The following is a 25184-nucleotide window of genomic DNA, read 5'->3' on the forward strand; positions in this document are numbered from 1 at the left end:
CGCGCCGGCCCCGCCACCCCATGCCCGATTCCTCCCGCCCCGACCCGGATGCCCTGCTTGCGCGGGTGCAGCAGGAAGAAGCCCGCGCGCGCCGGGGCAGCCTGAAGATCTTCTTCGGCGCCTCGGCCGGCGTGGGCAAGACCTACGCCATGCTCTCGGCCGCGCGCGCGGCCCTGGCCCAGGGCACGCCGGTCACCATCGGCGTGGTGGAGACGCACGGACGGCCCGACACCGAGGCCCTCGCGCGCGGCCTGCCCCGCCTGCCGCTGCAGGCCGTGGCCTACCGGGGCCACCAGCTGCACGAGTTCGACCTCGACGCCGCGCTGGCCTTCGGCGCGCAGCACCCCGGCCAGGCCCTGGTGCTGCTCGACGAGCTGGCCCACAGCAACGTGGCCGGCACGCGCCACCTCAAGCGCTGGCAGGACGCCGAGGAGCTGCTGGTGGCCGGCATCGACGTCTGGTCGACCATGAACGTGCAGCACCTGGAGAGCCTCAACGACATCGTCAGCGGCATCACCGGCATTCGCGTCTGGGAGACCGTGCCCGACCACTTCTTCGACGACGCCGACGAGGTGGTGGTGGTCGACCTGCCACCCGACGAACTGCTGGAGCGCCTCAAGGCCGGCAAGGTCTACCTGCCGCAGGGCGACGACCAGCGCGCCGAACGCGCGGCGGCCAACTTCTTCCGCAAGGGCAACCTGCTGGCGCTGCGCGAACTCGCGCTGCGCCGCACCGCCGACCGGGTGGACGACGAGATGCGCGCCTACCGGCGCGGCGGTGCCGACAAGCCGGTGTGGCCCAACCGAGAGGCCCTGCTGGCCGGCGTGGGGCCGGGCGCGCACGCCGAGAAGGTGGTGCGCAGCACGGCGCGCATGGCCGCCCAGCTCGACGTGCCCTGGCACGCCGTGCACGTGGAGACCCCGGGGCGCCCGATGGCCGAGGCCACGCAGCGCACCCTGCGCCTGGCCGAATCGCTGGGCGCGAGCACCGCCACGCTGTCCTCCACCGACGCCGCCACCGCCCTGGTGCGCCACGCGCGCGAACACAACCTGGCGCGCCTGGTGCTCGGCCGCCGCCGCGCGCGCCGCTGGCCCTGGCAGCGCAGCCTGGCCGAGCGGGTGGCCGAGCGCGCCGACGACCTGGACCTGGTGCAGGTCGGCCTGCCCGCGGCGCCCGACGACACCCCGCCCGCCGCGCGCGCCGAACCCACCGAGGGCCGCTGGCGCGGCTACCTCTGGGCCGCCGCCACCTGCCTGCTCATGGCCCTGCTCGCGATGCCGCTGCGCGACGTGCTGGAGCGCAGCAACATCGTCATGCTGTTCCTGCTCGTGGTGGTCGGCGTGGCCCTGGTGCTGGGCCGCGGGCCGGCCGTGCTCGCCGCCTTCCTGGGCGTGGGGCTGTTCGACTTCCTGTTCGTGCCGCCCTTCCACAACTTCGCGGTGAGCGATGTGGAATACCTCGTCACCTTCGGCGTGATGCTGGTGGTGGCGCTGGTGGTGGGCCAGCTCACGGCCGGACTCAAGCAGCAGGCCGAGGCCGCCACCCAGCGCGAACACCGCGTGCGCAGCCTGTACGACATGTCGCGCGACCTCTCGGCCGCGCTGCTGGCCACGCAGGTGGCCGAGATCGGCGCGCGTTTTCTCACCGGCGAGTTCGGCGCGCGCTCGGCGCTGCTGGTGGCCGACGACCACGACCGGCTGCAGGCCCTCGACGGCGGCAGCGCGCCGGTGGACACCGCCGTGGCGCAATGGGCCTTCGAGCGCGGCGAAGAAGCCGGGCGCGGCACCGACACCCTGCCCGCCAGCGCCTGCCTGGTGCTGCCCCTGAAAGCGCCCATGCGCGTGCGCGGCGTGCTGGTGATCGAGCCGCCCGGCGGGCGCCCCTGGGGCATCGAACAGCGCCGCCTGCTGCAGACCTGCGCCTCGCTGCTGGCGATCTCGCTCGAGCGCATCCACTACATCGAGGTGGCGCAGAGCAGCACGGTGCAGATCGAGTCCGAGCGGCTGCGCAACTCGCTGCTCTCGGCGATCTCGCACGACCTGCGCACGCCCCTGGCCTCGCTGGTGGGCCTGGCCGACGCGCTCGAACTCACACCACCCGCGCTCGGCGAGGCGCAGCGCGAGGTCGCCAGCGCGATGCGGCAATCGGCCCAGCGCATGAACGCCCTGGTGAACAACCTGCTCGACATGGCCCGCCTGCAGGCCGGCGCGGTGCAGCTCAACCGCGCCTGGCAGCCGCTGGAAGAGGTGGTGGGCAGCGCGCTCGCCGCCTGCGGGCCCTTGCTGGCCGGGCGCGACATCCGCGTGGACCTGCCCGACGGCCTGCCCCTGCTGCACCTGGACACGGTGCTGATCGAGCGCGTGCTGGTGAACCTGCTGGAGAACGCCACCAAGTACACGCCGGCGGGCAGCGCCATCCAGATCGCGGCGCGCGAGCGCAGCGACAGCGTGGTGATCCTGCTCGACGACCACGGCCCCGGTCTGCCCAAGGGACACGAGGCGCGCGTGTTCGAGAAGTTCGAACGCGGCCAGCGCGAGAGCGCCCTGCCCGGCGTCGGCCTGGGGCTGGCGATCTGCCGCGCCATCGTGCAGGCGCATGGTGGCACCATCGAGGGCCACAACCGCGAGTCGGGCGGCGCCGTGCCGGGCGCCCGCTTCGTCATCACCCTGCCCCGGGGCACACCGCCCGCCGACCTGGGCACGCACACCGAGGACGCGCCCCCGCCATGAGCACCGCCGGCAGCCAGATCCTGATCGTCGAAGACGAGGCCCACATCCGCCGCTTCGTGCGCCTGGCGCTGGAGGCCGAGGGCCACACCGTGCACGAGGCCGAGAACTACCAGCGCGGCCTGATCGAGGCCGGCACGCGCCGGCCCGATCTGGTGGTGCTGGACCTGGGCCTGCCCGATGGCGACGGCGTGGACCTCATCCGCGAACTGCGCCAGTGGTCGGCCATGCCGGTGATCGTGCTCTCGGCGCGCAGCGCCGAGGCCAGCAAGATCGCCGCGCTCGACGCGGGCGCGGACGACTACCTCGTCAAGCCCTTCGGCGCGGGTGAACTCGGCGCGCGCGTGCGCGCCCAGCTGCGCCGCCACCAGCAGCAGACGCCGAGCGGCGCGCCGCAGATCGTGTTCGGCGAGGTGCGCATCGACCTCGTGCGCCGCGTGGTGGAGCGCGCGGGCGAGGCGCTGCACCTCACCCCCATCGAATACAAGCTGCTCACGCACCTGGCCTCGCAGCCCGACCGCGTGATCACGCACGCGCAACTGCTCAAGGCCGTGTGGGGCCCCGGCCACCTGGAAGACTCGCACTACGTGCGCGTGCACATGGCCAACCTGCGCAAGAAGATCGAGGCCCAGCCTTCGATGCCGCGCCACCTGGTCACCGAGACCGGTATCGGCTACCGGTTCGTGGCCTGAGCGGTCTCGAACTCGGGCAGGAACACCGGCAGACCTCCACCCGCGTCGTCCACCTGGTGCACCCCCGCGCGGTAGAGCGCGCGCAGGCCCTCGGCCTCGATCACCGCCCCCACCGCGCCTTCGCCCAGCACCTGGCCCTCGCGCATCAGCAGCGCGCGGTCGGCGCAGCGCAGGGCCTGGTTGGGGTCGTGCGTGGTGAACAGCACCGCCAGGCCTTCGCGCGCCAGCGTGCGGATGGCGCGCATCACCAGGCCCTGGTTGCCGAAGTCGAGGCTGGCGGTGGGCTCGTCGAGCAGCACGGCCTGCGGCTGCTGCGCCAGCGCGCGGGCGATCAGCACCAGCTGGCGTTCGCCGCCGCTGACCTCGTGCACCGAGCGCGCGGCCAGGTGCGCGATGCCCAGGCGCTCCAGCGCCTGCAACGCGATGGCGCGGTCTTTCGCGCCGGGCCGCGCGATCAGGCCCAGGTGCGCGGTGCGGCCCATCAGCACCATCTCGAGCGCGGTGAAACCGAAGGTGCTGGCCTGGCCCTGGGGCACATAGGCCACCACGCGCGCGCGCTCGGCCAAGGGCCAGGCCGCGAGCGCGCGGCCCTGCAGCCGCACCGAGCCCGCCAGCGCGGGCAGCAGGCCGAGCACGGTCTTGAGCAGCGTCGTCTTGCCGCAGCCGTTGGGGCCGAGCAGCGCGAGCACCTCGCCGCCGCGCAGTTCGAGCGAGAGGCCCGCGCCCACCACGCGGCCCGGGTAGCCCACGCTCAGGCCGTCGGCGTGCAACAGGGCCGCCGTCATGTCCAGCCCCGGGAGGCGCGCCGCAGCAGCACGATGAAGAACGGCGAACCGATCAGCGCGGTGAGGATGCCCAGCGGGATCTCCACCGGTGCCAGGGTGCGCGCCAGCGTGTCGATGAGCAGCAGCAGGCCACCGCCGAGCACGGCCGAGGTGGGCAGCAGGCGCACGAACGAAGGCCCGACCAGAAAGCGCGCCAGGTGCGGCACGACCAGCCCGACCCAGCCCACGATGCCGGCGGCCGCCACACTCGCGGCCGTGACCAGCGTGGCGGCGGCGACGATAAGCAGGCGCAGGCCGGTGGTGCGCGCGCCCAGCGAACGCGCCTCCTCCTCGGGCAGCGACATCACGTCCATGCGCCAGCGCAGCAGCAACAGCACCACCGTGCCCAGCGCCACCGGCCCGATCAGCGAAGGCAGGTCGTTGGCGTGGGCGCCGGCCAGGCTGCCGAGCAGCCAGAAGGTCATGGCGGGCAGCTGGTTGTAGGGGTCGGCCAGCACCTTGACCAGGCCGATGCCCGCGCCCAGCAGCGAGCCGATGACGATGCCCGCGAGCAGCAGCACCAGCACCGGGTCGCCGTGCCGCACGGTGGAGCCCACGCCGTACACCAGCGTCACCGCGAGCAGGCCACCCACGAACGCGGCCATCTGGATGCCGAACACGCCGAACGAGAAGAAGATGCCCAGCACCGCGCCGAGCGCCGCGCCGGCCGAGGCGCCCAGGATGTCGGGCGAGACCAGCGGGTTGCGGAACAGGCCCTGGAAGGCCGCGCCCGCCACCGCCAGCGCCGCCCCCACCGCGAGGGCGGCGAGCGCGCGCGGCCCGCGCACCTGCAGCACGATGGTCTGCACCTGCTCATTGGGCGCGGGCGCGCCCTGCAGCAGGGCGGCCGCCCATTGCACGAGGTCGCCGAGCGGGATATCGATGCGGCCCTGCGTGAGCGCGAGCAGCAGGCCCGCGAGCAGCACCGCCCCCGCCCAGAGGCCGCCGCCTTTCATGTTCAGTCCCGGCCGGCGAGCACGCGCTGCACCTGCGCTGGCGTCAACTCGACCTGGTAGAACAGCTGGTAGAACTCGCGCGTGATCGCGCCCAGGTCTTCGGGGAACAGCGCGGGAAACACCTTGCTGCCCAGCCACCACAGGCCCGGCAGGCGGTTCACGCTGGGCGGGAAGTCGATCCAGCCGAAGGGCAGCTTGGGCGAGAGGTGCACGCGAGCGTTTTTCACCGCGCTCACGCCGCGCCACAGCGGGTTGTTGTGCACGGTCTGCGCGAAGCTCTGGTCGATGGTGACGATCACCTCGGGGTCCCAGGCCAGCACCTGTTCGATCGACACCGTGGCCAGGCCCCCTTGCAGGCCGGCGGCCACGTGGCGGATGCCCATGGCCTCGAACATCTCGACGTTGATGGATCCACCCAGGCCGGTCTCCAGCCCCTCGGGGCCGCGCGCGTAGTACACGCGGGGTGGTGCGGTCGCGCGCGCCACGCGCTCGCGCACCGTGCGCAAGGTATCGGCGGTGTAGCGGGCCAGCCGCGCCGCGCGCTCGGTGCGCCCGGTGAGTTCGCCCAGCAGGGTGTAGCCCTGCGCCGTGGCCTCCAGCCGGCCGTCGAGCAGCGCGTAGGGAATGCCGGTCTGCGCCTGCATGCGGTCGGCGAGTTCGACGAAGGTCTGGCGCGTGGAGCCGGCGTCCACGATCAGGTCGGGCTTGCTCGCCAGCAGCTGTTCAAGGTTGGTGGTGTTGCCGCGCCCGGTGAGCCGCCCCACCTCGGGCCGGTTGCCGATGCCGGGCAGCAGGAACTCGAGCTCGGGGCCGCGGTTGGCGCGCGGCCAGCCGATGAGCGCATCGGGCGCGAGCGTGTAGAGCCAGATGGCCGCCGGCGGACCGGCCGGGAAGATGCGCTGCACCCGCGCCGGCACGTTGACGCGCCGGTTGGCGCCGTCGACCACGCTGCGCGTGGCCTGTGCCCCCGCCGGCAGGCAGGCGCCCAGGCCGGCGGCGATCAGCAGATCGCGCCGGCGCGGGTGGGCATGTTCAGGGTTTTCCAAAGCCATAACGCGCGAACGTGGCTTGCGCGGGCGGCGCCAACAGGGCCTTGGCGAAGGCCTCGGCCTGCGCGGGAGCCCCTTGTCGCACCGTGAGACCATACGACGCCCCCACCTGCAATTCCACCGGCACTGGCACCACCTTCAGGCGCGGGACTTCCTTCTGCGACGCCACGGCGTTGGTGCAGTACGTCAGGAACACATCGGCCTGGCCCTGGTCCATCACCCAGGCGTACGTGCCCTGGCCGGCAGGCGGCTTGGGCGAATCCGGGCCGCCGGTGAGCTTGAGGGCCTTGGCGTCGAGCGCCGCGTAGGCGCCAGCGCGCACCTGGTCGGCCTTGCGGAACAACTCCCACGCATAGTCGCCCGACGGATCGGCCTTGGGCGTGGACGTGCCCAGCTTCACCGCCGGGTTGAGCATGGTGGCCAGCAAGGTCTGCGGCGTGGCGTTCACGTTCGCCTGCGTCAGTGCGCACAGGCTGTTGCGAACGAACACGGTGTGCGGCGCCCAGCCTCCCGCGGCGGCCAGGCGTTGGGGATGCTGGGTATCCGCCGAGGCAAACACCATCGCGCCCTCGCCTTTCTCGATGCGTTCGCGCAGCAAGCCGGAGGCGCCGAACGTCAACGCAATCTTCTGCCCGGTGCGCATCTCGTGATCGCGCGCGATCTCGGTGAGCACCTCGCGCAGGCTGCCGGCGGCGTAGACCTGAAGGGGTTCTTTCATCGGCGCCACCTCAGGCGAGGCACAACCGATCAGCGTGGCCAGGGCAACGGCCGTCAGGCTGGCGCGGTGCATCACGCTTCACTTCGCCGCGTTGGGGAAAAAGAGCTGCTCGCCGCCGATCTTGTAGCTGGCGATGGCCGCCTGACCGGCCGGGCCGGTGACCCAGTCCACGAACTTCTGGCCTTCGGCCGTCTTCACCTGCGGGTGCTTGGCCGCGCTCACCAGCATCACGCCGTACTGGTTGAACAGGCGCTTGTCGCCCTCCACCAGCACCGCGAGGTCGGCGCGGTTCTTGAAGTTGAGCCAGGTGCCGCGGTCGGACAGCACATAGCCCCCGCTGCTGGCGCCGATGTTGAGCGCCGGGCCCATGCCGCAGCCGCATTCCTTGTAGCCGCTGCCCTTGTTGGCGTCGGTGTCGGTCATCTTCCAGAAGCGCAGCTCGGCCGCGTGCGTACCACTCTTGTCGCCGCGCGAGATGAACTCGGTGTTGGTGCTGGCGATCTTCTTCAGCGCGGCCACGATGTCGTCGCCCTTGGTCTTCGCGGGGTCGGCCTTGGGGCCGATCAGCACGAAGTCGTTGTACATGACCTCCTGGCGCTTGGCCGAGAAGCCGTCGGCGACGAACTTCTCTTCGGCCACCTTGTCGTGCACGAACAGCACGTCGGCATCGCCCCGGCGCGCCATGTCGATCGCCTGCCCGGTGCCGAGCGCGACCACCTTCACGTCGATGCCGCTGGCCTTCTTGAACTCCGGCAGCAGGAAGGAGAACAGGCCCGACTGCTCGGTGGAGGTGGTGGAGGCCACCACGATGCTCTGGGCGAGCGCACCGGCGCTGGCCAGCAGGCCGGCGGTGCCCAGCACGGCGGTGAGGGTGAGGTGGCGGAAGGTGGTTTTCACAGGCTTTCTCCTTGGACAAACAAATGGGCCTGCGGGCACAGGGACCGCAGGAGATCGTGGTTGAAAAAATCGGTCACGGGCAGGTCCGCCAGCAGGCGGCCCTTTTCCAGATACACGACGCGGCTGGCCAGGCGCTTGACCTGGCCGAGGTTGTGGCTGCTGAAGACCAGCGTGGTGGGTTTGCCCGTGGGTTGGCCGGCCACGTCGCGCTGGCCGGCGGTGGTGAACTCGGCGATCAGCGCCTCCACCTCGCGCTTGGCGTGCGGGTCCAGGCTGGCGGTGGGCTCGTCGAGCAGCCACACGGCCGGGCGCAACGCCCAGGCCCGCGCGAGCGCCAGGCGCTGCTGCTGGCCGCCGGAGAGTGCGCGCCCGTTGCGCTCGGCCAGGTGGCCCATCTCCACGCGCTCCAGCGCCTGCAGGGCCAGCGCGCGCGTCTGGCGCGCGGGCACGCCCTGCAGCCACAGACCGAGCTGGATGTTGCGCCGCGCGCTCATGCGCAGCATGTGCGGCCGCTGGAACAGCATGGCCACGCGCTGGTGCGCGGGCATGTGCAACTCGCCCGCGCTGGGGCGCTGCAGCCCGTGCAGGGTGCGCAGCAGCGTGCTCTTGCCGCTGCCGTTGGCGCCGACCAGCGCCACGCGCTCGCCCTCTTCGATGCGCAGAAACACGTCCGTCAAGGCCTGCAGGCGCGCGGCCGGGCCCAGGTGCACCTGCACGCCGCGCAGCTCGAAACAGGGGGCAGGCGCCACGGCGCGGCGCGCGGTCACGGGCAAGCCGCTCATGCCGCCACCAAGGCCGGCGCGGCGCTGGCCGCGCCGTCGGCGCGCTCGCGCCAGCGGCTCAGCAGCGACACGAGGGCGTTGAGCAGGAGCACCACCAGCAGCAGCACCACGCCCAGGCCCAGCGCCAGCGGCAGGTCGCCCTTGCTGGTCTCGAGCGCGATGGCCGTGGTCATGACGCGCGTGAAACCTTCGATGTTGCCGCCCACGATCATCACCGCGCCCACCTCGGACACGGCACGGCCGAAGGCGGTCAGCAGCACAGTGAGCAGCGCGTAGCGCTCGTCCCAGGCCAGCAGCAGGCTTCGGAAAGCGGCACCGGCGCCCAGCGAGGCGAGCTGCTCGCCATGGCTGCGGTCGGCGTCTTCCACCACCTGGCGCGTGAGCGCGGTCACCAGCGGCAGCACCAGCACCGTCTGCGCCAGCACCATGGCCTGGAAGCTGAACAGCCAGCCCAGGAAACCCAGCGGCCCCGAACGCGAGAGCAGCAGGTAGATGACCAGGCCGACCACCACCGAGGGGATGGCCAGGAAGGTGTTGAGCACGGTGAGCACCGCGCCCCGGCCAGGGAAGCGCGCGGCCGCGAGCCAGGCGCCCAGCACCAGGCCCAGCCCGCAGGCCAGCAGGCAGGCCGTGGCACTGACCGCCAGGGAGCGCATCACCACCGCCCACAGGCCCGGGTCGCCCGAAAGAATCAGCCGCAGCGCCGTGGCCAGGCTGTCTGAAAATGTGTTCATATGTTCGGCCGAGCTTACGGGTGTGCTCCTGAATCGAGAGTACGTAATGACGCGGTATGAAATTCAATGCATAGGGCGCCCGCTCGCCGGACCCGCCCTTGGTTTGGTGCAAACTCGGCGTCCATGCGAAAAATCGAGCTCTCCTACACACTGACGTCACCGACGCCGGAGCGCTCGTCCCATCCCGTGCAGCTGCGCAATCCCATGATGGACGTGCTGCACGCCGTGCGCAGCAGCGGCTCGATCTCGGGCGCGGCGCGCGAGCTGGGCCTCTCGTACCGCCACGTGTGGGGCCAGTTGAAGGACTGGGAAGCCAGCCTGGGGCAGGCGCTGATCTTCTGGGAACGCGGGCAGGCCGCGCGCCTCACGCCTTTTGGCGAACGCCTGCTGATGGCCGAGCGGCTCGCCCAGGCGCGCCTGGGCCCGCAGATGGAGAGCCTGCGCGCCGAGCTGGAGCGCGCCTTCGCCATGGCCTTCGACGAAGGCCAGCACGCCAGTGCGGCCGACGTGCTCACGCTCTACGCCAGCCACGACCACGCGCTCACCGAGCTGCAGCATCAGGCGGGCAACGCCGCGCCGCCCCTGCACCTGGACATCCGCTTCTGCGGCAGCGTGGACGCGATCCGCGCGCTCAACGAAGGGCGCTGCGAGCTCGCGGGCTTCCACACCCAGCCCTTCGCCGCCGCTGGCAGCCTGAGCGCGCGCGCCTACCGGCCCCTGCTCAAGCCCGGCCTGCACAAGATCATCGGTTTCGCGCGCCGCTCACAGGGCCTGATGGTGGCGCCGGACAACCCGCTGCGCCTGCGCGACATTGCCGACGTCTCGCGCCTGCAGGCGCGCTTCGTGAACCGCGCCATCGGCACCGGCACGCGCCTGCTGCTCGACGAGCTCCTGGCCCAGGCCACGTTGCTGCCCATGGACATCGTGGGCTACCACAACGTGGAAAGCTCGCACGCGGCCGTGGCCCAGGCGGTGGCCAGCGGCAGCGCGGACGTGGGCCTGGGCACCGAGTACGCCGCGCGCTCTCGGGGCCTGGACTTCGTGCCCCTGACCGAGGAGCGCTACCTGCTGGTGTGCCTCAAGAGCGCGCTGGAGCAGCCCGCCATGCAGCGCCTGCTCAAAAGCCTGCGCAGCCGCGCCTGGCAGGAGCGGCTGAACGCCCTGCCCGGTTATGCCACCGACCACTGCGGTGAGGTCGCGGCGATGAAGCGCCTCTTGCCCTGGTGGGACTGAAAGAGCCCCCACGCTCCACCGCTGCGCGGGTCGCTGCCCCCCGAGGGGGCTGATCCGGCTTGGGGCGGCCCGGCGCAGGATCGTAGCCCCCACGCTCCACCGCTGCGCGGGTCGCTGCCCCCGAGGGGGCTGATCCGGCTTGGGGCGGCCCGGCGCCGGATCGCTTTTCGCCGGCTACGGCCAGTCCCGCATCACCTCGGCCGCATCGGGCTTGCTGAACTTGGGCGAACCCGCCTTGCGCGGCGTGCCCAGCACCACCCAGCCCACCAGCTGCTCCCCCGGCTCGCAGAACGCGGCCACCACCGGTGCGGCGCGCACCTTGGCACCTGAGAGCATCTTGCCGCCGTAGCCCAGCGCGTGCGCGGCGTTGAGGAAGTTGGTGAGCGCGCCCCCCACGGTCATCCACTGTTCGTGCGGCGTGGCCACCGGGTGGCCAGGGTCGATGCGCGCGATCACCGCCACCAGCAGCGGGGCATTCAGCGCACGGCCACGGTCCAGCGACGCCTCTGCCGGGTTTTTCCCGGCCAGAACAGCGGCCTGCTCGAACAGGTCGGCCAGGCGCTCGCGCGCGTCGCCCCGCACCGCCGCGAAGCGGAACGGCACCAGACCGGCGTGATCAGGCGCGCGCAGAGCGGCCTCGGTCATGCGGTGCAGCGCTTCCAGGGAAGGGGCGGGCTCTTCCAGGTGCTTGGCGCCCACCGAGAAGCGGCCCAGCAAGCCCGCCAGCAACGCATCGCCCGCCGACGCATCCATCGATCGCATGGCCACCCAGCCTAGGACGACAGGCGGCGCGCGATCTCGGCCACCAGTTGGCGCGCCAGCACCAATTTGGGCGCGCGGAGCAGCTCTTTCATGCCGCGCTCGTCCACCAGCAGCAGCGCGTTGTCGTCCTGGCCGAAGGTGGCCGGGCCGATGTTGCCCACCAGCAGCGGCACGCCCTTGCGCTTGCGCTTGGCCTGGGCGTGCTCTTCCAGGTCGTGGCTTTCGGCGGCGAAGCCCACGCAATAAAGCTCGCCGCTCTTCGCGCGTGGCGAGGCCGCGATGGCGGCCAGGATGTCCGGGTTCTCGACGAACGACAGCGTGGGCACCTCGCCCGAGCCGTCCTTCTTGATCTTGTGTTCCGCCGATGTCGCGGGGCGCCAGTCGGCCACGGCCGCCGCGGAGACGAAGACCGTGGCGCCGGGCACCAGCAGGTCCAGGCTTTTCTGCATGTTCAGCGCCGACTTCACGTTCACCCGCCCCACGCCTCGCGGCGTGGGCAGCCCCACCGGGCCGGCCACCAGCGTGACCTGGGCGCCCGCCTCGTGGGCGGCGCGCGCGATGGCGAACCCCATCTTGCCGCTGGAGAGGTTGGTCAGGCCCCGCACCGGGTCGATGGCTTCAAAAGTCGGGCCGGCGCTCACCAGCACGTGCTGGCCGGCCAGCGGCTTGGGCTGGAAGAAGCGGGTGAGGTCGTAGAGCAGCTCGTCAGGCTCCAGCATGCGGCCATCGCCCGTTTCACCGCAGGCCTGCTCGCCCGCGCCCACGTCCAGCACGGTGGCGCCGTCGGCGCGCAGCTGCTTGACGTTGCGCTGGGTCGCCGGGTGGGCCCACATCTCGCGGTTCATGGCCGGCGCCAGGATCAGCGGCACCCGATCGATCGGCCGCGCCAGGCACATCAGGCTGAGCAGGTCGTCGGCCCGGCCATGCACCAGCTTGGCCATGAAGTCCGCGCTCGCGGGCGCCACCATGATGGCGTCGGCCTCGCGGCTGAGGTTGATGTGGGCCATGTTGTTGCCCGGGCGCGCGTCCCACTGCGAGGTGAACACCGGCCGGCCCGACAGCGCCTGCATGGTCACCGCGGTGGTGAACTGTTCGGCCGCCTCGGTCATGACGACCTGCACCGTCGCGCCCTCCTTGACCAGCGCCCGGCAGAGTTCGGCGGCTTTGTAACAGGCGATGCCCCCGGAGAGGCCCAGCACGATGTGTTTTCCGGCGAGGTCGTTCATGCGCGCAATGTAGCAGTTCGGGTCTGCCCCGACAGACCCCATGGATAGCCCGGGAAGAGGCGGCCTTTATAATCGCCATTTCCACCTCCTGCGAGCAACCGGCTCGCCCGAGACATGACCAAATTTGTGTTCGTCACCGGCGGTGTGGTGTCCTCCCTGGGCAAGGGCATTGCCTCCGCATCACTGGCCGCTCTCCTCGAGTCCCGCGGCCTCAAAGTCACCCTCATCAAGCTCGACCCGTACATCAACGTGGATCCGGGCACCATGTCCCCCTTCCAGCACGGCGAGGTCTTCGTCACCGACGACGGCGCCGAGACCGACCTGGACCTGGGCCACTATGAGCGTTTCATCGAAACGCGCATGAAGAAGACCAACAACTTCACCACCGGCAAGATCTACCAGTCGGTGCTGGAGAAGGAACGCCGGGGCGACTACCTCGGCAAGACGGTGCAGGTGATCCCGCACGTCACCAACGAAATCCAGGAGTTCATCCAGCGCGGCGCGGGCATCGGCACGCCCGACGCGGTGGACGTGGCCATCGTCGAGATCGGTGGCACCGTGGGCGACATTGAGTCCCTGCCCTTCCTGGAGGCCGTGCGCCAGATGAGCCTGCGCCTGGGCCCGAACAACTCGGCCTTCGTGCACCTGAGCTACGTGCCCTGGATCGCCGCCGCCGGCGAGCTCAAGACCAAGCCCACGCAGCACACCGCCAAGGAACTGCGCGCCATCGGCATCCAGGCCGATGCGCTGCTGTGCCGCGCCGACCGCCGCATTCCCGACGACGAGCGCGCCAAGATCTCGCTGTTCTCCAACGTGCCCGAATGGGGCGTGATCTCCATGTGGGACGTGGACACCATCTACAAGGTGCCGCGCATGCTGCACGAGCAGGGCCTGGACGGCCTGATCTGCGACAAACTGCGCATCAACACGCCCCCGGCCAAGCTCCAGCGCTGGGACGACCTGGTGCACGAGGTCGAGCACCCGAAACACATCGTGAAGATCGCCATGGTCGGCAAGTACGTCGACCTGTCGGACAGCTACAAGTCGCTCAACGAGGCGCTGCGCCACGCCGGCATGAAGAACCACGCCAAGGTGCAGATCGACTACATCGATTCGGAAACCATCTCGCCGGCCAACGTCGCCAAGACGCTGGGCGCGTTCGACGCCATCCTGGTGCCCGGCGGCTTCGGCAAGCGCGGCATCGAAGGCAAGATCTGCGCGGCCCGCTATGCGCGCGAGCAGAAGGTGCCCTACCTCGGCATCTGCCTGGGCATGCAGGTCGCCACCATCGAGTACGCGCGCCACGTCGCCGGCCTCAAGAACGCCAACAGCACCGAGTTCGAACCCGACACGCCGCACCCCGTGATCGCCCTGATCACCGAGTGGAAGGACGCCGACGGCAGCATCCAGCAGCGCAGCGCCAGCTCCGACCTGGGCGGCACCATGCGCCTGGGCTCGCAAAGCTCCGACGTGGCCCCCGACACCCTGGCCCACCAGATCTACGGCCCGGTGGTCACCGAGCGCCACCGCCACCGCTACGAAGCCAACGTGAACTACCTGGACCAGCTGCGCGCGGCCGGCCTGGTGATCGCGGCGCTGACCCAGCGCGAGCAGCTCACCGAAATGGTCGAGCTGCCGCAGAAGGTGCACCCCTGGTACGTGGGCGTGCAGTTCCACCCCGAGTTCAAGTCCACCCCGTGGGACGGCCACCCGCTGTTCAACGCCTACGTGAAGGCGGCGCTGGTCCACCAGGGCCAGACGAGCACCCAAACCCCGGTCGCGGCCTGAGCACCCCACGGAGAGGCACCCCATGAAACTCTGCGACTTCGACATCGGCCTGGACCGGCCCTTCTTCCTGATCGCCGGGCCCTGCGTGATCGAGTCCGAGCAGTTGCAGATGGACGTGGCGGGCCAGCTCAAGGAGATCACGGCCAGCCTGGGCGTGCCCTTCATCTTCAAGAGCAGCTTCGACAAGGCCAACCGCAGCAGCGGAACCAGCTACCGCGGCCCGGGCCGCGACAAGGGCCTGGAGATCCTGGCCAAGGTCAAGCGCGAGCTCGGCGTGCCGGTGCTCACCGATGTGCACAGCGAGGACGACATCGCCGATGCGGCCAAGGTCTGCGACGTGCTGCAGACCCCGGCCTTCCTGTGCCGCCAGACCGATTTCATCCGCGCGGTGGCGCAGAGCGGCAAGCCGGTGAACATCAAGAAGGGCCAGTTCCTCGCGCCGCACGACATGAAGAACGTGATCGACAAGGCGCGCGCGGCCGCGAAGGAAGCCGGCCTCGACGAAGACAGCTTCATGGCCTGCGAGCGTGGCGCGAGCTTCGGCTACAACAACCTCGTCTCCGACATGCGCGGCCTGGCCATCATGCGCGAGACCGGTGCGCCGGTGGTGTTCGACGCCACGCACAGCGTGCAGTTGCCCGGCGGGCAAGGCACCAGCAGCGGCGGCCAGCGCGAGATGGTGCCGGTGCTTGCGCGCGCGGCGGTCGCCGTGGGCGTGGCCGGCCTGTTCATGGAAACCCACCCCGACCCGGCCAAGGCCCTGAGCGACGGGCCCAACGCCGTGCCGCTCAAGCACATGAAGGCGCTGCTGGAAACCCTGCTCGCGCTCGACACCGTGACCAAGAAGAACGGTTTCCTCGAAGACCGTTTCAACACCTGATTTCCCCTTCTTTCTTCTTCTTTCTGTCTCTGACCCAAAGGTAGTGAATCCATGAGTGCAATCGTTGACATCGTTGGCCGCGAAATCCTGGACAGCCGCGGCAACCCCACCGTCGAATGCGACGTGCTGCTGGAAAGCGGCGTGATGGGCCGCGCGGCCGTGCCCTCGGGCGCCTCCACCGGCAGCCGCGAAGCCATCGAGCTGCGCGACGGTGACAAGAGCCGCTACCTCGGCAAGGGCGTGCTCAAGGCGGTGGAGAACATCAACACCGAGATCAGCGAAGCCGTGCTGGGCCTGGACGCCTCCGAGCAGGCCTTCCTGGACAAGACCCTGATCGACCTCGACGGCACCGACAACAAGGGCCGCCTGGGCGCCAACGCCATGCTGGCCGTCTCGATGGCCGTGGCCCGCGCCGCCGCCGAAGAGGCCGGCCTGCCGCTGTATCGCTATTTCGGCGGCATGAGCGCGGTGCAGATGCCCGTGCCCATGATGAACGTGGTCAACGGCGGCGCGCACGCCAACAACAACCTGGACCTGCAGGAACTGATGATCATTCCCGTGGGCGCGCCGAGCTTCCGCGAGGCTGTCCGCTGGGGTGCCGAGGTGTTCCACGCGCTCAAGAAGATCATCCACGACAAGGGCATGAGCATCGCCGTGGGCGACGAAGGCGGCTTTGCCCCCAACGTGGCCAACCACGAAGCCGCGATCCAGATGATCCTGGAGGCCATCGGCAACGCCGGCTACACCGCCGGCGAGCAGATCGCCCTGGGCCTGGACTGCGCCGCGAGCGAGTTCTACAAGGACGGCCAATACCACCTGGAGGCCGAAGGCCTGGTGCTCAGCGCCGAGGACTGGACCAACATGCTGGCCACCTGGGTCGACAAGTACCCCATCATCAGCATCGAAGACGGCATGGCCGAAGGCGACTGGGACGGCTGGAAGGTGCTCACCGAACGCCTGGGCGCCAAGGTGCAGCTGGTGGGCGACGACCTGTTCGTCACCAACACCAAGATCCTCAAGGAAGGCATCGAGAAGGACATCGCCAACTCGATCCTGATCAAGATCAACCAGATCGGCACGCTGACCGAGACCTTCGCCGCCATCGAGATGGCCAAGCGCGCCGGCTACACCGCCGTGATCAGCCACCGCTCGGGCGAGACCGAGGACAGCACCATCGCCGACATCGCCGTGGGCACCAACGCCGGTCAGATCAAGACCGGTTCGCTCTCGCGCTCGGACCGCATGGCCAAGTACAACCAGCTGCTGCGCATCGAGGAAGACCTGGGTGATGTGGCCGTGTACCCCGGCCGCGACGCCTTCTACAACCTGAAGTAAGCTTCGGCTTCATGGCCCGCCGCTTCATCCCCGCCCTGCTGATCGCGCTGCTCTTCATCGTGCACGCGCAGCTCTGGTTCGGGCGGGGCAGCGTGACCCAGGTGGCGAGCATGAAGCAGCACCTGGCCACGCAGGAGCAGACCAACCGCGAGGCCCAGTTGCGCAACGACCAGTTGCTCAGCGAAGTGCGCGACCTGCAGCAGGGCCTGGACATGGTCGAGGAACTCGCCCGCCAAGAATTGGGCATGGTCAAGCCCAACGAAATCTTCGTGCAGATCGCGCAGAACAAGCGCTGATCGATGGCGGTCTGCGTCGCGCTGCTCGGCGGCGAATCCAGCGGCAAGTCAACGCTGGCCCAGGCGCTCGAACGCCACCTCAACGACATCCACGGTCTGCGCGCGGTCTGCGTGCCCGAGCACCTGCGCGCCTGGTGCGAGGCGCGTGGCCGTGCCCCCCACGCCCACGAGCAGGCCGCCATCGCGGACGAGCAGACGCGGCTCATCGACCGCGCGAAGCACGCACCCGGTGTGGACCTGGTGATCGCCGACACCACGGCCCTGATGGTCGCGGCCTACAGCGCGCTCTACTTCCAGGACGACACCCTGCTCGCGCCCTCGCTCGCCGCACAGCGGACCTGCGACCTCACCCTGCTCATGGGCCTGGACCTGCCCTGGACGCCCGACGGCCTGTTCCGCGACAGCCCGGCCGTGCGCGACGCCACCGACAGCCTGCTGCGCCGCGAGTTGCAGGGCGCGGGCATCGCCTTCCAGACGGTTTACGGGCAAGGCGACGCGCGCCTGCAACAAGCCCTGCGCGCCGTGGGCACGGCGCTGGGCCGGCCGCTGGTGAAGGAAGACCCCGCCCTCGCCAACGGCCTGCGGCCCTGGTCATGCGACAACTGCAGCGACCCCGACTGCGAGCACCGGCTGTTCACCGGCCTGCTGTCACGCAACGCTTAGAGGGGGAGTTCCCAGGCCAGAACACCGCGGAACTGGCTTTGCCAGGCCGCAGGTGTTGCCCCCTGGGGGGGTAGCGCGCAGCGCTGCGGGGGGGTCAATGTTTCTGGTCGCTGGCCGGCGCTTGCTGGGCCGGTTGCAGGAAGACTTGAGCGGCGTCCACCGGATCGAAGCGGTACTGGGCGCCGCAGAACTCGCAACCCACCTCCACCTGCCCCTGCTCCGCGAGGATGGATTCCACCTCGTCGCGCCCCAGGCTGCGCAGCATGCTGCCCACGCGCTCGCGCGAGCAGGTGCAGGCAAAACGCGGGCCCTGCTCGCCGGTGAGCGGTTCGAAGCGGCGCACGTCCTCTTCCCAGAACAGGCGGCGCAGGATGGTGTCGGCGTCCAGGCTCAGCAGCTCCTCGCGCTTGAGGCTGGACGCCAGGATCGCGATGCGGTTGTAGTCCTCGTTCACGCCGATCTGGTCCTCGTCGCGCGCGCCCGACTGACCCGCGAGGTTGTCCACCCCCTGCAGCGGCAAGCGCTGGATCAGCAGGCCGGCGGCCATCTTGTCGTCGGCCGCGAGCACCAAGCGCGTGTCGAGCTGCTCGCTCTGCAGCATGTAGTGCTCGATCACCTCGCTGAGCTTTTCGAGCTTCTCGCGCCGGTCGCCGAACAGCGGCACCACGCCCTGGTAGGGCTGCTGGCCCGGCAGGCGGTCCTTGGGGTCGAGCGTGATGGCGCAGCGGCCCTGGTTGGTGACGTTGACCATGTGCGACAGCGGCGCATCGGCCGCCACCTCGCCCACCACGGTGGCGGTGGCGCGCAGGCTCAGGTCGGGCTGCACCTCGGCCACGGCCAGCTTCACCGGCCCGTCGCCCATGATCTGCATGATCAGCGCGCCGTTGAACTTGATGTTGGCCTGCATCAGCGTGGCCGCCGCCGTCATCTCGCCCAGCAGCTCGGTGACCGCTGCGGGGTAGCCCCCGGCGTCGCGGTGGCGCTGCAGGATTTCCTGCCATGCGTCGGTCAGGCGCACGAGCATGCCGCGCACCGGCAGGCCTTCAAAGACGAATTTGTGGAGTTCGGACACGCGGGGCTTTCAGGGACAAGTCAAAAAAATCGAAGGGGAACAGGTCGGGGTCAGGCGATCTTTTTCAAGCCCTGGCGGTAGCGCGCGGCGTTCTCGATGTAATGCCCGGCGCTGCGGCGCAGGCCCTCGATCTGCTCCGGCGTGAGCGACTTCACCACCTTCGCCGGGCTGCCGATGATCATGCTGCCATCGGGGAATTCCTTGCCCTCGGTGACCAGCGAACCCGCGCCCACCAGGCAGTTTCTGCCGATCTTCGCGCCGTTGAGCACCGTGGCACCAATGCCGATGAGCGATTCGTCGCCGATGGTGCAGCCGTGCAGCATCACCTGGTGGCCCACGGTCACGTGCTTGCCCACGCTCAGCGGGAAACCCACGTCGGCGTGCATCACGCTGCCGTCCTGGATGTTGCTGCCCTCGCCGAGCGTGATGGTCTCGGTGTCGCCCCGCAGCACCGCCCCGAACCACACGCTGCTGTTCTCGCCCAGCACCACGTTGCCCATCACCTGCGCGCTGTCGGCCACCCAGGCCGAGTCGGCCATGCGGGGTGCGACACCATCGAGTTCGTAAATCGCCATGGGGGAAGTCTCCGTCGTTCCTGAAACCTAGAATTGTAGGGATGCAAGCCCCCGCGCCCCTGTCGCCACCGTCCCCGGTCTCCCTGCGCGCGCAGGCCCTGAACGCCCTGTGCCTCACCGACCCCGGCCTCAAGGTGGCAGCCACCCATGCGCTGTTCGAGGCCTGGCAGGCCGGCCAGACCGTGCTGGACATCACCGAGCACCTCACACCAGCCCTGGGTGCCTCCCTGCCCGGCCGCCCTGAGCAGCCCGTGCTGCTGCCCCCCGTGGACGTGCCCCAGCGCTCGCCCTTCACGCCACCGGGCCTGGCCATGCTGCTGCACGCCGTGACCCACATCGAGTTCAACGCGATCAACCTCGCGCTCGACGCGGTGTGGCGCTTCCCCGGCATGCCACCCGATTTCTACACCGACTGGCTGCGCGTGGCGCACGAAGAGGCCATCCATTTCAGCCTGCTGCAGACCCACCTGCAGAGCCTAGGTCACCACTACGGTGAATTCGCGGCGCATGGCAGCCTGTGGGAGATGTGCGTGCGGACCCAGGGCGACGTGACCGCCCGCATGGCGCTGGTGCCCCGCACCCTGGAAGCCCGGGGCCTGGACGCCACGCCGCCCATGCAGGCGCGCCTGCGCAAGGTGGGCACACCGGCCGCGCTGCGCGCGGTGGAGATCCTGGACGTGATCCTGCGCGACGAGATCGGCCACGTGGCGGTGGGCAACCGCTGGTACGGCTGGCTGTGCGCGCAACAGGGCATCGAGCCCCTGGGCCACTACCGCCGCCTGGCGCGCGAGCATTCGGCGCCGCGCCTGAAGCCGCCCTTCAACGACGCGGCGCGGCTGGCGGCCGGGTTCAGCCGGCCCGAGCTGGACGCGCTGCTCGGCCCCTGACAGGCGTCAATCAAGAGAGGCGGAAGTCGTCCCGCAGGGCGGTGCGCCGGTGCGTCACCGGCGCAGGCGCGCGGCCCAGCAGCTGCGGCAGCGCATTGGGCACCGGCATGTTGTCGCGCTGCAGCAGGATCCAGTGGCCATAGCTGAACGGGCTGAAGCGGAACACATCGCACAGGTGGGCGCCCATGCGGCTCACCCAGTCCGGCAGCAGGACCTGCAGCGCCGGTTTCACCGGTTGCTCGGCATGCTCCACGCCGCGCAACACCTGCAGGTAATGCCGGTAGGCGAACAGGCGTTCACCGCCCAGGTTGGCCTCGCGCTGCTGGGCCAGCGTGGGCAGGCGCGCCAACACGGCATAGGCCTCGCCCAGGTCGGTCGCCTGCAGCGCGGCGATGCGGCCAGTGGCGCCGCGCGGCACGAAATGCACCGGCCAGCTCGCCAGCATGCGCAGCCAGCTGGCGCCAAAGCCGCCCAAGCCGTCGATCAGCGAAGGGCGCACGATGCAGTGGTCCGCGCCGCTGGCCTGGATGGCCTGCTCGCCTTTGAGCTTGCTCGACAGGAAGCGGCTCTTCGCCCCTTCGTGCAGACCCAGCGCGGAGGTGTGGATCAGGCGCACGCCCGAGGCCGCGCACGCGGCGGCCAGCGCCTTGGGCATGAGGTGGTGCACCTCCTCGTAGCGCTCGCCCACCCGCTGGCGCAGGATGCCCACGCAGTTGATGACGACGTCCATGCCTTGCAGGTGCTCGCGCCAGGCGCCGGGCTCCCGCAGCGTGTGCAGTTGCAGGTGCTTCCAGGTGACGCCCCCGGACTCGCCAGCGCCCGTTGCAGGGGCCGCGCGGCGCACCCCCACCACCGCCATGCCCTGGGCGAGCAAGGCCTGCACCACATGGCGGCCGATGAAGCCATTGGCCCCCAACACCAGGACACGCGGTGGCGCGCCCGGCGCCACCGGGGAATCGGCGCTGGTGGTGCGCCCTTGCTCCAGAAACATGCGATTCACTCCCTGCCGGCGCCGGTGCGGCCGGTGGTGCGGCGGATTCTACGGGGCGATCCCGGATAATTCGGGATGACTTCCGCACCCTCGACCGCCTTCAGCGCCCTGCCGCTCTCCCCCGCCATGCTCGCCAACCTGGAGCAGCTGGGCTACACGGCCATGACGCCCATCCAGGCCGCCGCCCTGCCACCCGCCCTGCTCGGCAAGGACCTCATCGCCCAGGCCAAGACCGGCAGCGGCAAGACCGCCGCCTTCGCCCTCACCCTGCTGGCCAACCTCAACCCGCGCCGCTTCGCGGTGCAGACCCTGGTGCTGTGCCCCACGCGCGAGCTGGCCGACCAGGTGACCACCGAAATCCGCCGCCTCGCGCGCGCCGAAGACAACATCAAGGTCGTCACCCTCTGCGGCGGCGTGCCGCTGCGCGGGCAGCTCGCCACGCTGGAGCACGGCGCGCACATCGTGGTCGGCACGCCCGGCCGCATCATGGACCACCTGGAGCGCGGCAGCCTGCAGCTCGACGCGCTCAACACCCTGGTGCTGGACGAAGCCGACCGCATGCTCGACATGGGCTTCTTCGACGACATCGTGACCGTCGCCAAACAATGCCCCAAGGCGCGCCAGACCCTGCTGTTTTCCGCCACCTACCCCGAAGGCATCGCCAAGCTCAGCGCGCAGTTCATGCGCGAGCCGCTCACCGTGAAGGTGGAAGCCCAGCATGCGGGCGCGCAGATCGAGCAGCGCTGGTACGAAGTGACCGAGAACGAGCGGCTCGACGCGGTGGGCAAACTGCTCTTCCACTTCCGCCCGGCCAGCACGCTCGCCTTCTGCAACACCAAGGCGCAGTGCCGCGACCTCGTGGCCGTGCTGCAGGCCCAGGGCATCAGCGCGCTGGCGCTGTTCGGCGAACTGGAGCAGCGCGAGCGCGACCAGGTGCTGGTGCGCTTCGCCAACCGCAGTTGCTCCGTGCTGGTGGCCACCGACGTGGCCGCGCGCGGGCTGGACATTGCCAGCCTGGCCGCCGTGATCAACGTGGACGTGACACCCGACCCCGAGGTGCACATTCACCGCATCGGCCGCACCGGCCGCGCGGGCGAAAGCGGCCTGGCCCTAAACCTCGCCAGCCTCGACGAGATGGGCAGCGTCGGCAAGATCGAACACCTGCAAGGCCGCGAATCTTCATGGCACCCGCTGAGCGAGCTTCAGCCCGCCAGCAAGGACCCGCTGGTGCCGCCCATGGTCACGCTGCACATCCAGGGCGGGCGCAAGGAGAAGATCCGCCCCGGCGACGTGCTGGGCGCGCTCACCGCCGACCTGGGCTACACCCGCGAGCAGGTGGGCAAGATCAACGTGAACGAGTGGTCCACCTACGTCGCGGTGAACCGCGACATCGCCCAGCAGGCCGCCAGCCGGCTCAACGCCGGGCGCATCAAGGGCAAGGGTGTGAAGGTTCGCGTGCTGGAGGACTGACATGGCGCCAGGCCGAGCGCAGAAAAGTCTGGAGTCAATGCTTTCGTTCTGGCGCGAGCAACGTCGATAGCTGACCGTGCGCTTCCGCTCGCTCTGAGTAGGTCTGCTTTGGGCAGCGGATTCAACCGGTCGATGCAACACATTCGCTGAACATCTCAGCGGGCGGCGAAACCGTCCGCCCGAGCCAGTGGTCAGGCCTCTCTTGCAGGATGTAGCGCCTGTCAGCTGCTTTTGTGGGTCGTGGACCACCAGCGGGGCCTCATCACCCGCGTACACCGAAAAAGCGCCGAAGCGCTTGGCCTACCATCCTCGCCATGAGCTCCCAATACGAATGCCTGCGTCCCGACCACCTGTACCGGGATATTTTTGACGTCGACGCGCCCAGCGACACCGCGGTGGGTCGCCAGGTGTGGCCCCGCCGCCCCGGCGTGTTCATCCGCAACCAACCGGCACCGCCTTCGGTCGAAGGGGCCGAACATCCGTACCCAGGCGTGATCGAGCACGAGCTCGTCGTGGGGCAGTTCGGCCTGGTCCCGCCCTGGGTGAAATCCGCTTCCGACGCCAAACTGCGTTCGACCAAGCTGGTCAACGCACGCTCGGAGACCGCGAGCACGTCCAACAACTTTCGCGGCGCCTGGCTGGGTGCGCAGCGTTGCATCGTGCCCATGATGGCGTTTCAGGAAGACGACTTGCGCAGCGGCAAGGCCGTGCCCACGCGTGTCGCGCGGGTGGACGGCAAACCCATGGGCGTGGCTGGTCTGTGGGAACGCTGGACCGGTGCGGACGGCGAGGTGATCGTCAGTTTCTGCCTGCTCACGGTGAACGCCAACAGCCACGCGCTGATGCACCGTTACGGGCAACCGGGCAGCGAAAAGCGCATGTTGGCGATCTTGAACGAAGGTTCGTATGGCGCCTGGCTGAGCGCGGCCCACCCGGAGAAAGCGCGCGAATTCATGCGGGCGTATCCGGCCGAGGGGCTCACCGCCAACCCCATCGAGAAGAAGCCCTCGGCCGCTTGATCAGCGCAGCGTGTGAAGAGCTTGGCCGGCGACTCATCAAGGGCAAGAGCGTGAAGGTTCGCGTGCTGGAGGACTGAGCGGCGCGATCAGGGCATCAGGCCCCGAGGCACGGATCGGCGATATAGATTCAACGTCTATGGACTGGCGAACCCAGCCGGGCCACACTTTCCGGCATGCGAAAGAAGGCCTCCTTGCCCGAAGACCACACAACCGCGCGGACCGACATCAACGCAACCGTTCGCCCCATGCGCGATCTGCTTCGCCAGTTGCCCCGCCTTCACACGGACGGGCAAGGCACCGTCGACTACGCCAACTCGGACCAGGCAATCGTCGCTGCGGCTGGGCAGAACGCGGCATGCATGGCCAGCGCGCTGCACATGGGCATCGGCGCCATCGGCCAGCTGCTGGCCACGTCGGCGCCGCAGATCGAGGACGGCTCGGTGGACTCGGACGCCATTGAGGCACTGGGCTGGCTGATCGCCGAACTCGGTGATCTGGGCGCGGAGCTGGCGCTGATGGCGATTCAGTGCCGCCGCCGCACGGGCCGCACGTCTAGAACGTGACCCTCAACGACGGCGCGCCGCGCTTGGCCTCACTGTGGTAAACGGCCTCGAGCATCTGCGCGCGCCGGCACCGCACCACTCAACGGTGCCAGCGCGGCCTGGATGCGCGCCATCTGCGCCGCGTTGACGTGCTCACCCAGCAGCTTCTGGAAGCGCGGCTCCAGCGCGCCCGAGACGATGTATTGCCAGCGGTAGGCCTTCAGCACCGTGGCCTTCACCGCCTCGGCGCGATCGCCGTCGCCAGCGATGCCGGTGACGGCGAGGAAGTAGGCCGCATCGGCAGCGGCCTGCATCTGCAGGATGCCGTCGACGCCGCCGACCAGCGCGATCAGGTCGTCCACCGCCGCGTCGCGCTCGGCCTCGCTCAACCGGGCGTCTTCGCGCGCCCACTCCAGCTCGTCGATGATGGCGTGCTGGGACTCTTCCCGCCAGTGGAACAGGAACACGTCCTTGAACAGCGGCGAGAGGTCCGTGGCGCCCTCGATGCTGGCGCGGTAGTGCGCCTGGGAGAACAGCTCGATGTGGCAGGTCAGCGCCAGCACGGCCCAGGTGCATTTGCCCAGCACGAAGCTGGCCACGTCGTTGGGCGACACGTCGAAGCGGTAGCCCGCCGGCATGCGCTCGGCCACGAGCTGCTCGATGCGGCGGAACAGCTCCTGGTGCTTCAGCTCCTCGTCGGTGAAGCGCACGATGGCTTCCAGGGCGGTCTGGTCGCCCAGCCAGTGGTCGCGGCTCTGCTCCAGCATCTTCGCGCCGATGAAGCGCTCGACCAGGCCGAACATGTGGGCGTAGGTGCGGCCCTGCACCTGGCTCAGGAAGCGGTGCTCGGACGGGCTCAGGAAAGTCAGCTCGTCGGCCAGCGACAGCCCGTCGGGCAGAAAGGTGTGGGCCAGGTCGAAGCGGCGGCCGCGGATCACGTCGCGGTCGATGTCCCAGCGCACGCGTTTGGAAACTTCGATGGTCTTGGCGTAGCGCGGGGTGTCCAGGGTGGTGGCATGGGTTTGCATGGTGGGTCCTTTCGGTGGGCATCCGTCCTGTCGACGTGA

Annotated in this window: 25 protein-coding genes; 12 read left to right on the forward strand and 13 right to left on the reverse strand. The window is 69.9% G+C overall.

Annotated features, from left to right (window positions below):
• Positions 1-20: 20 nt before the first annotated feature.
• Positions 21-2729, forward strand: coding sequence for a DUF4118 domain-containing protein (locus tag AC1Q9M_RS04110; RefSeq protein ID WP_492432534.1), 2709 nt, complete (start codon positions 21-23; stop codon positions 2727-2729).
• Positions 2726-3418, forward strand: coding sequence for a two-component system response regulator KdpE (gene kdpE, locus AC1Q9M_RS04115; RefSeq protein ID WP_492432536.1), 693 nt, complete (start codon positions 2726-2728; stop codon positions 3416-3418). Before AC1Q9M_RS04110 ends, kdpE begins: the two co-directional genes overlap by 4 nt.
• Here kdpE and AC1Q9M_RS04120 read toward each other — a convergent pair.
• From AC1Q9M_RS04120 to AC1Q9M_RS04150, 7 genes are read right to left on the reverse strand one after another with little or no spacing between them, the layout of a single operon-like run.
• On the reverse strand, positions 3400-4203 hold the full coding sequence (locus AC1Q9M_RS04120; RefSeq protein ID WP_492432538.1) for an ABC transporter ATP-binding protein: 804 nt from the start codon (positions 4201-4203) through the stop codon (positions 3400-3402). The two genes, kdpE and AC1Q9M_RS04120, sit on opposite strands and share 19 nt — an antisense overlap.
• Positions 4200-5198, reverse strand: a complete 999-nt coding sequence (locus AC1Q9M_RS04125; RefSeq protein WP_492432540.1) for a FecCD family ABC transporter permease — start codon at positions 5196-5198, stop codon at positions 4200-4202. Before AC1Q9M_RS04125 ends, AC1Q9M_RS04120 begins: the two co-directional genes overlap by 4 nt.
• A gap of 2 nt (positions 5199-5200) precedes the next feature.
• Positions 5201-6250 (reverse strand): iron ABC transporter substrate-binding protein, encoded by a 1050-nt coding sequence (locus AC1Q9M_RS04130; RefSeq protein ID WP_492432542.1) that lies wholly within the window; start codon positions 6248-6250, stop codon positions 5201-5203.
• Positions 6231-7037: a molybdate ABC transporter substrate-binding protein gene (locus tag AC1Q9M_RS04135; protein WP_492432544.1), complete on the reverse strand. Its 807-nt coding sequence runs from the start codon at positions 7035-7037 to the stop codon at positions 6231-6233. Before AC1Q9M_RS04135 ends, AC1Q9M_RS04130 begins: the two co-directional genes overlap by 20 nt.
• 6 nt (positions 7038-7043) lie before the next feature.
• Entirely contained in the window at positions 7044-7826 is a 783-nt protein-coding gene (locus tag AC1Q9M_RS04140; RefSeq protein ID WP_382163670.1) for an ABC transporter substrate-binding protein, read from the reverse strand.
• Positions 7827-7858: 32 nt separating this feature from the next.
• Positions 7859-8644 carry an ATP-binding cassette domain-containing protein gene (locus AC1Q9M_RS04145; RefSeq protein ID WP_492432546.1) on the reverse strand — a complete coding sequence of 262 codons (786 nt, stop codon included), beginning with the start codon at positions 8642-8644 and terminating at the stop codon, positions 7859-7861.
• Entirely contained in the window at positions 8641-9378 is a 738-nt protein-coding gene (locus AC1Q9M_RS04150) for an ABC transporter permease (protein WP_444688629.1), read from the reverse strand. The genes AC1Q9M_RS04145 and AC1Q9M_RS04150 overlap by 4 nt, the downstream gene beginning before the upstream one ends.
• Before the next feature lie 123 nt (positions 9379-9501).
• On the opposite strand from AC1Q9M_RS04150, the gene AC1Q9M_RS04155 reads away from it, so the two are divergent.
• Positions 9502-10611, forward strand: a complete 1110-nt coding sequence (locus tag AC1Q9M_RS04155; protein WP_492432548.1) for a substrate-binding domain-containing protein — start codon at positions 9502-9504, stop codon at positions 10609-10611.
• Between the two features lie 174 nt (positions 10612-10785).
• Here the strand turns inward: AC1Q9M_RS04155 and AC1Q9M_RS04160 are convergent, their stop codons facing one another.
• Both AC1Q9M_RS04160 and coaBC read right to left on the reverse strand, forming a co-directional pair.
• Complete coding sequence (locus tag AC1Q9M_RS04160; protein WP_444688627.1) at positions 10786-11373, reverse strand: nitroreductase family protein; 588 nt, start codon at positions 11371-11373, stop codon at positions 10786-10788.
• An 11-nt stretch (positions 11374-11384) separates the two neighbouring features.
• Positions 11385-12599 carry a bifunctional phosphopantothenoylcysteine decarboxylase/phosphopantothenate--cysteine ligase CoaBC gene (coaBC, locus tag AC1Q9M_RS04165; protein WP_492432550.1) on the reverse strand — a complete coding sequence of 405 codons (1215 nt, stop codon included), beginning with the start codon at positions 12597-12599 and terminating at the stop codon, positions 11385-11387.
• A gap of 114 nt (positions 12600-12713) precedes the next feature.
• On the opposite strand from coaBC, the gene pyrG reads away from it, so the two are divergent.
• From pyrG to AC1Q9M_RS04190, 5 genes are read left to right on the forward strand one after another with little or no spacing between them, the layout of a single operon-like run.
• Entirely contained in the window at positions 12714-14387 is a 1674-nt protein-coding gene (gene pyrG / locus AC1Q9M_RS04170) for a CTP synthase (protein ID WP_382323853.1), read from the forward strand.
• Between the two features lie 22 nt (positions 14388-14409).
• The gene (gene kdsA, locus AC1Q9M_RS04175) at positions 14410-15267 is read left to right on the forward strand and encodes a 3-deoxy-8-phosphooctulonate synthase (protein ID WP_492432552.1); all 858 of its coding nucleotides are present in this window, start codon (positions 14410-14412) and stop codon (positions 15265-15267) included.
• Between the two features lie 51 nt (positions 15268-15318).
• Positions 15319-16602, forward strand: a complete 1284-nt coding sequence (gene eno / locus AC1Q9M_RS04180) for a phosphopyruvate hydratase (protein WP_444688625.1) — start codon at positions 15319-15321, stop codon at positions 16600-16602.
• Between the two features lie 11 nt (positions 16603-16613).
• A complete protein-coding gene (locus AC1Q9M_RS04185; protein WP_382159299.1) occupies positions 16614-16898 on the forward strand; it encodes a septum formation initiator family protein in 285 nt (94 codons plus the stop codon).
• Positions 16899-16901: 3 nt separating this feature from the next.
• Positions 16902-17561, forward strand: coding sequence for an AAA family ATPase (locus tag AC1Q9M_RS04190; RefSeq protein ID WP_492432555.1), 660 nt, complete (start codon positions 16902-16904; stop codon positions 17559-17561).
• A 94-nt stretch (positions 17562-17655) separates the two neighbouring features.
• On the opposite strand, the gene hslO is transcribed toward AC1Q9M_RS04190, so the two are convergent.
• Positions 17656-18633, reverse strand: a complete 978-nt coding sequence (gene hslO, locus AC1Q9M_RS04195) for an Hsp33 family molecular chaperone HslO (RefSeq protein WP_382159303.1) — start codon at positions 18631-18633, stop codon at positions 17656-17658.
• 50 nt (positions 18634-18683) lie between these two features.
• Positions 18684-19208: a gamma carbonic anhydrase family protein gene (locus AC1Q9M_RS04200; RefSeq protein ID WP_382323850.1), complete on the reverse strand. Its 525-nt coding sequence runs from the start codon at positions 19206-19208 to the stop codon at positions 18684-18686.
• A 41-nt stretch (positions 19209-19249) separates the two neighbouring features.
• Between AC1Q9M_RS04200 and AC1Q9M_RS04205 the strand changes: the two genes are divergently transcribed.
• Entirely contained in the window at positions 19250-20095 is an 846-nt protein-coding gene (locus AC1Q9M_RS04205) for a ferritin-like domain-containing protein (protein WP_382327071.1), read from the forward strand.
• Between the two features lie 10 nt (positions 20096-20105).
• Here the strand turns inward: AC1Q9M_RS04205 and AC1Q9M_RS04210 are convergent, their stop codons facing one another.
• Positions 20106-21086 (reverse strand): NAD(P)H-binding protein, encoded by a 981-nt coding sequence (locus AC1Q9M_RS04210; protein WP_492432558.1) that lies wholly within the window; start codon positions 21084-21086, stop codon positions 20106-20108.
• Positions 21087-21161: 75 nt separating this feature from the next.
• Between AC1Q9M_RS04210 and dbpA the strand changes: the two genes are divergently transcribed.
• From dbpA to AC1Q9M_RS04225, 3 genes are all read left to right on the forward strand, one after another.
• Complete coding sequence (gene dbpA, locus AC1Q9M_RS04215) at positions 21162-22556, forward strand: ATP-dependent RNA helicase DbpA (RefSeq protein ID WP_444688623.1); 1395 nt, start codon at positions 21162-21164, stop codon at positions 22554-22556.
• Between the two features lie 314 nt (positions 22557-22870).
• The gene (locus AC1Q9M_RS04220) at positions 22871-23575 is read left to right on the forward strand and encodes an SOS response-associated peptidase (protein ID WP_444688622.1); all 705 of its coding nucleotides are present in this window, start codon (positions 22871-22873) and stop codon (positions 23573-23575) included.
• Positions 23576-23766: 191 nt separating this feature from the next.
• The gene (locus AC1Q9M_RS04225; RefSeq protein WP_492432560.1) at positions 23767-24138 is read left to right on the forward strand and encodes a hypothetical protein; all 372 of its coding nucleotides are present in this window, start codon (positions 23767-23769) and stop codon (positions 24136-24138) included.
• 29 nt (positions 24139-24167) lie between these two features.
• On the opposite strand, the gene AC1Q9M_RS04230 is transcribed toward AC1Q9M_RS04225, so the two are convergent.
• Entirely contained in the window at positions 24168-25145 is a 978-nt protein-coding gene (locus AC1Q9M_RS04230) for a hypothetical protein (RefSeq protein ID WP_492432562.1), read from the reverse strand.
• Positions 25146-25184: the final 39 nt, after the last annotated feature.

The sequence above is a fragment of the Hydrogenophaga sp. GW823-FHT04C09 genome, assembly GCF_058796355.1.

What these genes read in the sequence shown, in the direction of transcription:
- AC1Q9M_RS04110 (WP_492432534.1), top strand. Translation starts at nt 21, where the DNA reads ATGCCCGATTCCTCCCGCCCCGACCCGGATGCCCTGCTTGCGCGGGTG.
- kdpE (WP_492432536.1), top strand. Translation starts at nt 2,726, where the DNA reads ATGAGCACCGCCGGCAGCCAGATCCTGATCGTCGAAGACGAGGCCCAC.
- AC1Q9M_RS04120 (WP_492432538.1), bottom strand. Translation starts at nt 4,203, where the DNA reads ATGACGGCGGCCCTGTTGCACGCCGACGGCCTGAGCGTGGGCTACCCG.
- AC1Q9M_RS04125 (WP_492432540.1), bottom strand. Translation starts at nt 5,198, where the DNA reads ATGAAAGGCGGCGGCCTCTGGGCGGGGGCGGTGCTGCTCGCGGGCCTG.
- AC1Q9M_RS04130 (WP_492432542.1), bottom strand. Translation starts at nt 6,250, where the DNA reads ATGGCTTTGGAAAACCCTGAACATGCCCACCCGCGCCGGCGCGATCTG.
- AC1Q9M_RS04135 (WP_492432544.1), bottom strand. Translation starts at nt 7,037, where the DNA reads ATGCACCGCGCCAGCCTGACGGCCGTTGCCCTGGCCACGCTGATCGGT.
- AC1Q9M_RS04145 (WP_492432546.1), bottom strand. Translation starts at nt 8,644, where the DNA reads ATGAGCGGCTTGCCCGTGACCGCGCGCCGCGCCGTGGCGCCTGCCCCC.
- AC1Q9M_RS04150 (WP_444688629.1), bottom strand. Translation starts at nt 9,378, where the DNA reads ATGAACACATTTTCAGACAGCCTGGCCACGGCGCTGCGGCTGATTCTT.
- AC1Q9M_RS04155 (WP_492432548.1), top strand. Translation starts at nt 9,502, where the DNA reads ATGCGAAAAATCGAGCTCTCCTACACACTGACGTCACCGACGCCGGAG.
- AC1Q9M_RS04160 (WP_444688627.1), bottom strand. Translation starts at nt 11,373, where the DNA reads ATGCGATCGATGGATGCGTCGGCGGGCGATGCGTTGCTGGCGGGCTTG.
- coaBC (WP_492432550.1), bottom strand. Translation starts at nt 12,599, where the DNA reads ATGAACGACCTCGCCGGAAAACACATCGTGCTGGGCCTCTCCGGGGGC.
- pyrG (WP_382323853.1), top strand. Translation starts at nt 12,714, where the DNA reads ATGACCAAATTTGTGTTCGTCACCGGCGGTGTGGTGTCCTCCCTGGGC.
- kdsA (WP_492432552.1), top strand. Translation starts at nt 14,410, where the DNA reads ATGAAACTCTGCGACTTCGACATCGGCCTGGACCGGCCCTTCTTCCTG.
- eno (WP_444688625.1), top strand. Translation starts at nt 15,319, where the DNA reads ATGAGTGCAATCGTTGACATCGTTGGCCGCGAAATCCTGGACAGCCGC.
- AC1Q9M_RS04185 (WP_382159299.1), top strand. Translation starts at nt 16,614, where the DNA reads ATGGCCCGCCGCTTCATCCCCGCCCTGCTGATCGCGCTGCTCTTCATC.
- AC1Q9M_RS04190 (WP_492432555.1), top strand. Translation starts at nt 16,902, where the DNA reads ATGGCGGTCTGCGTCGCGCTGCTCGGCGGCGAATCCAGCGGCAAGTCA.
- AC1Q9M_RS04200 (WP_382323850.1), bottom strand. Translation starts at nt 19,208, where the DNA reads ATGGCGATTTACGAACTCGATGGTGTCGCACCCCGCATGGCCGACTCG.
- AC1Q9M_RS04205 (WP_382327071.1), top strand. Translation starts at nt 19,250, where the DNA reads ATGCAAGCCCCCGCGCCCCTGTCGCCACCGTCCCCGGTCTCCCTGCGC.
- AC1Q9M_RS04210 (WP_492432558.1), bottom strand. Translation starts at nt 21,086, where the DNA reads ATGTTTCTGGAGCAAGGGCGCACCACCAGCGCCGATTCCCCGGTGGCG.
- dbpA (WP_444688623.1), top strand. Translation starts at nt 21,162, where the DNA reads ATGACTTCCGCACCCTCGACCGCCTTCAGCGCCCTGCCGCTCTCCCCC.
- AC1Q9M_RS04220 (WP_444688622.1), top strand. Translation starts at nt 22,871, where the DNA reads ATGAGCTCCCAATACGAATGCCTGCGTCCCGACCACCTGTACCGGGAT.
- AC1Q9M_RS04230 (WP_492432562.1), bottom strand. Translation starts at nt 25,145, where the DNA reads ATGCAAACCCATGCCACCACCCTGGACACCCCGCGCTACGCCAAGACC.